Here is a 4,886-nt window from a genome sequence, read left to right as displayed (position 1 = left end):
GGCTAGAATTCGTCGGGGTTTTCAGGAAGGATACCCCCCGGCTTCGTAACCGCGCCACATCCCTAAAAATATTTTCACTAATTAGCGCGACGTGCTGGACTCCGGCTCCCCGGTTGTGGTCCAAAAATTCTTGCACTTGGGAATTGGGAGAGGCGGGTTGATTAATGGGGATTTGGACGGTCCCGGTAGGATTGACCATGACATAGCTCTGCAAAGCTGAAGCGGTCCCCTGGATCGTGTAATGGGCTTGGACCGACCAACCCAGCGTGTCCTCATACCACTGACGCACCCGCTCTAGCTGACCCGCTGCGACATTAAAAACCACATGGTCAATCCCCCGAAACCCGCCCGATTGACCGCTAAATCCCCGGCCCTGACGAAAAGTATGGGTTACATCCCCGATGGCTGGCATCCGCAGACTGTGTTCACCCACGGGCCAGACCTGAGCCAAGGAACGCACCGGGGTCAAGTCGCGGACCAAGAAACAGATATCACCCAAACCAGGAGGATGACGGGTCAAGTAATCATCCTGAGGAACCTTGAGTACCACCACCACTCCGCCCGTCTGGAGAATGGTCCATTGCTCCGACCGCGCCAAGCTTTGACAGTTGAGCTTGCGCCGGAACCATAACGCCCAGGGGTCCACCTCGGGGACATAAAAAGTAAGATGGTCAATCCCCAGGATGTCCGGTACACCCATTAGCCCCGGACCGCCGTGAAGACCCCGTAGCGAATCAACCCCGTGCGGTAGCCCTCACGCATCAATCCCATCGCTAGGGCCGCCCGGATCAAAGGCCAACCCAGGGACCGGATCTCGCGGATCACCGCCGGAAGTTGGGCCGAGTCCATGACCAATTGCCAGAACTGACTGACTTGAGCCGACCAATCCGTCGTCTGGATGCCCTGGTAGCCCAACTCCGTCAGGATCGTCTCGTAGGCCGGGATGCTGAGAATATAGGGCAAGTAGTAGACTTGATAGATTTTGGCTAGTTGGCGGTTTTGCTGGGGGGTAAGGGGACCAGGGGCACAACACCAGGTCGCCATAACGAGTCGTCCACCGGGCTGGAGGACCCGCCAGCATTCACTCAGGAACCGGGCTTTGTCCGCCATGTGCTCACCGCTCTCCAAGGCCCAAACCAGATCAAAACTGGCATCGGGGTAGGGTAGAGCGAGGGCATCCGCCACTTCAAATTGGGTCTGGGTCGCGAGTCCGGCGGCTTGGGCACGGGCTTGAGCACGTTGGGCCTGGACCGGACTGAGCGTGATTCCCGTCACCTGGGCCTGGAGTTGTTCGGCTAAATAAAGACTGCTCCCGCCGATCCCGCAACCTACGTCGAGGATGCGTTGGGCTTTCGTCACCCCGGACCAGCGCAATAGCTCCACGATTAGGTCTACTTGGGCTTGGCGGCGGTCCTTGGGGGCAGGAGAGTCCCAGTAGCCATGGTGCATATGTTCGCCCCAGACACTCTCCCAGAGCGCGGAGGAAGAATCATAAAAAGCGCGGATGTCCTGACGTAACGCAGTCGGGGTTTGGGTTGCCACGGGAGTCCTGGTAACTGATCATCCAATGTACACCGCACCCTTAGTTAGAGCTACAGGCGGGAGAGATAGGTACGATAATAGGGACAGTGCCTTTTGTTGGAGATCCCATGACCGTCAGCCCCAAGGGACCGGGCTCGCCCAGTACCCAGCAGTTATTCAGTCAGTTAGCCCAGTCCAGCAACTTGCGGAACCGGATTCTATTTACGATTGGGCTGTTGATTCTGGCGCGGCTGGGTATTTTCATCCCGCTACCGGGGATTGACCAGGAAGGTTTTTTGCAGTCTATTCAAAATAACCAGTTGATTAGCTTTTTGGATGTGTTCACAGGACGAGGACTGAGTTCCTTGGGAGTTTTTGCCCTGGGGATTTTGCCCTATATCAATGCCTCGATCATTACCCAGTTATTAGTCCCGGTCTTTCCTAAACTAGAAGCCCTCCAGAAAGACGAAGGGGAGCAAGGCCGCCGGCAGATCGCCCAATATACGCGGTTCTTGGCCCTGGGCTGGGCGATTATTCAGGGCTTGGCTTTGGCATTTTATGTACGGCCCTTTGCGGCGGGTTGGGATGTGTTTTTTGTGATCCAGACCACCTTGGCCTTGGTAGCAGGCGCAATTTTTATTATGTGGGTCGGAGAGTTGTTGACAGAGAAAGGGATCGGTAACGGGGCTTCACTGCTGATTTTTGTCTCGATTGCCTCATCCTTGCCCAGTGTGATTGGCAATACCATCGCCCTTGTGCAAAAAGATAACAGTCTGATCCTGGGCGCGATTGTCCTGTCCTTAGTTTTTGTCGGCATGATTGTGGCGATTGTCTTTGTCCAGGAAGGGACCCGGCGCATCCCGATTCTTTCGGCGAAACGGCAGGTCGGTCCACGGGGCACGATGAGTCAACAGGGGACGAGTTATTTACCCCTGCGGGTCAACCAGGGCGGGGTGATGCCGATTATTTTCGCCTCCTCGCTCTTGGTTCTGCCCTACACTATTGCCCAGTTCGCCAACTCCCCGGCGGTGTCCGCGTTTATCAGCACTTACTTAAATCCAACGAGTTTCCTATACACCCTGCTCTATCTGGTCTTGATTCTGTTCTTCAGCTACTTCTACGCCACGCTCATCATCAACCCCGAGGACCTCGCCAAGAACCTCAAACGCATGGGGTCCTCAATCCCCGGTGTCCGGCCCGGTAAGGCGACAGCCGACTATGTTGCCAAGATCATTGGTCGCTTGACCTTGATTGGGGCGGTTTTCCTGGGGATCGTGGCGGTGGTGCCGACGGCGATTGAACAGGCAACGCGGGTTACGACCTTCAACGGACTGGGGGCGACTTCACTCCTGATCCTGGTCGGCGTGGCGATTGACACGGCGAAACAGGTCCAGACCTACATGATCTCCCAGCGGTATGAGGGGATGGTCAAACGTAAGTAATCCCTGTAGGCTAAAATGTGGAATTTCGGCAAGTCATGATGCGACGGTTGATCCTGCTGGGTGCACCGGGCGCGGGTAAGGGGACCCAGGCCCAAGCTTTAGAAGAGCGATACCACATCCCCCAAATCTCCACCGGGGATATCTTGCGAGCAGCGGTGAAACAGGGTAGTCCCCTGGGACACCAAGCCAAATCCTACATGGATGCTGGCGAATTAGTCCCCGACAGTTTGATTGTGGACTTAATCCGCGCCCGCCTCCAGGAACCAGATACCGAACCGGGTTGGATTTTAGACGGTTTCCCGCGCACGCCGGTCCAAGCTGAGGCTCTAGATAACCTATTGCAAGAACTCGGACAGTCCTTAGAAGGCGTGGTCTTAGTAGATGTCCCCGAGCCAGTCCTGATGGAGCGGCTGGTGGGTCGAAGGACCTGCACCGTCTGTCAAAAAGTCTGCCACGTCAAATTTAATCCCCCGCCAGTCAATGGCTGTGGACGGGAGGACTGTCCTCATCAATGGGTCCAACGCTCCGATGACCGCGAAGATGTGGTCCCGACCCGCCTTGCTGCTTACCATCGCAACACCGAGCCCTTGATTAACTATTACCAAGCCAAGGACAAACTCCACCGGGTAGACGGCAATCGTCCCTCTGAAGATGTATTGGCTACTTTGACTAACTTACTCGGCCCCGTAGTTTGAGCGAGGATCTAGGAATCAACTAGGGTAATCTCTCAATAGACCCGTCTATTGGGGCGTGCGTGATGACGGCTAAATTTTTGAGTTGGCAAGAACTAGAGGCTGAGGCCGAACAAATTGTGGATGAGGTGATGGGTGCTGTCCCCGTAAGTCCGGTCGTGCCCCCGCCTATGGCCCCCCGTACTACCCGGCGGCTCCCTACCCCCCGCGAATGGGTCCTCCTCAGTTTCGCTGGGACTGCCGTTTCCTTAGCGGGTCTGATGTGGTTCAGTCAGCTAAGTCAGGTCCGGTCAAGCACGGTAAAATCCGCCCAGGTGCAAGTCGTGGTCCAACCCAGCCCCACGGCCCAAAAACTACTCAAGGATTACCAAGCAACCCTGGTGGCCACCCGCGCTAACTTTGCCCAGCCCAACCAGGGTCCAGCCGACCCCTTTAGTTCCCCCTTCTCCGCCCGTCAGCAACCGACCACTCGTTACAATTGGAGTCAAGCCCGCCGACTGGATATCCCCCGGTTCGTCCCGCCGCCCGCCCTCATGACAATTCCTGTGGCCCCACCTTCTTTACGACCTTTACCGCCATTACCTACGCTTGCCACGGCACCCCAGGTGTTCACTGGACTACCCGCCACGGCGGTCGGGGAGACCCTGCCGACGCTGGTGGGCGTGATGGGTGAGGGCAATCAACGCACGGCTCTTTTTCAGCAGGGCACGGGCTTCAAAGAATTCAAAGTAGGCGACCAACTCAGTAGCGGCTGGGTAGTGCAAGAAGTTAGCAGTAGCCAGACCATCATGAGAAAGGGCGACCAGACCCGCACTGTTTCCCTAGGAGGTAGTTAGTGGGCTTGTGGGATGACCTGGAACAATTCTTGGAGAGTCGGCTGGAACAGTTTCTCCAGGCCAATCCCCAAATCCAGGTCTATGTCTTGTTAGAGCAAGTCCGCGACGAAGAGACCCAGGCTCAAAACCGCCTGACCAGTTTTCGCCAAGAAGAGCAGGACCTCTACCAACAAATTCTCGATACCGCCCAACAGATCCAAAAGTGGGCCGCCCGTAAACAAAAGGCCCAAGCCGCTGGACGCAGTGACCTCGTGCAAGCCGCCCAGCAACAGGAAGCCCAGCTTTTGACCCAAGGCAACCAACTCTGGTCCCGCAAAAACGAAGTCCTCACTCAAATTCAGCAGCATGAAGAGTTACTCAAAAAACTCATCCCCCGCCGCCAAGAACTCGAAGTC

6 protein-coding genes are annotated in these 4,886 nt (G+C 56.3%); 4 read left to right on the top strand and 2 right to left on the bottom strand.

The genetic code is table 11. The features are described 5' to 3' along the window. On the bottom strand, positions 1 to 700 hold a 700-nt coding region (locus HFM78_RS08650), incomplete at its 3' end, for a VOC family protein (RefSeq protein WP_287129035.1). Then, on the bottom strand, positions 700 to 1,542 hold the full coding sequence (locus HFM78_RS08645) for a methyltransferase domain-containing protein (RefSeq protein ID WP_287129034.1): 843 nt from the start codon (positions 1,540 to 1,542) through the stop codon (positions 700 to 702). The genes HFM78_RS08645 and HFM78_RS08650, both read right to left, overlap by 1 nt. A gap of 107 nt (positions 1,543 to 1,649) precedes the next feature. Here HFM78_RS08645 and secY point away from each other — a divergent pair, with 107 nt between their 5' ends. From secY to HFM78_RS08625, 4 genes are all read left to right on the top strand, one after another. Then, positions 1,650 to 2,963, top strand: coding sequence for a preprotein translocase subunit SecY (secY, locus tag HFM78_RS08640; RefSeq protein ID WP_287129033.1), 1,314 nt, complete (start codon positions 1,650 to 1,652; stop codon positions 2,961 to 2,963). Positions 2,964 to 2,998: 35 nt separating this feature from the next. Continuing rightward, entirely contained in the window at positions 2,999 to 3,658 is a 660-nt protein-coding gene (locus HFM78_RS08635; RefSeq protein ID WP_287129032.1) for an adenylate kinase, read from the top strand. Positions 3,659 to 3,720: 62 nt separating this feature from the next. Continuing rightward, complete coding sequence (locus HFM78_RS08630; RefSeq protein WP_287129031.1) at positions 3,721 to 4,491, top strand: hypothetical protein; 771 nt, start codon at positions 3,721 to 3,723, stop codon at positions 4,489 to 4,491. Beyond that, positions 4,491 to 4,886 (top strand): TIGR04376 family protein (locus HFM78_RS08625; protein WP_287129030.1); only part of this gene is annotated, 396 nt, incomplete at its 3' end. The genes HFM78_RS08630 and HFM78_RS08625, both read left to right, overlap by 1 nt.

Origin of the sequence: Candidatus Cyanaurora vandensis, from assembly GCF_013285555.1 — a bacterium.
Lineage (GTDB): Bacteria > Cyanobacteriota > Cyanobacteriia > Gloeobacterales > Anthocerotibacteraceae > Cyanaurora > Cyanaurora vandensis.
This window is presented reverse-complemented; position numbering and strand designations above follow the sequence as displayed.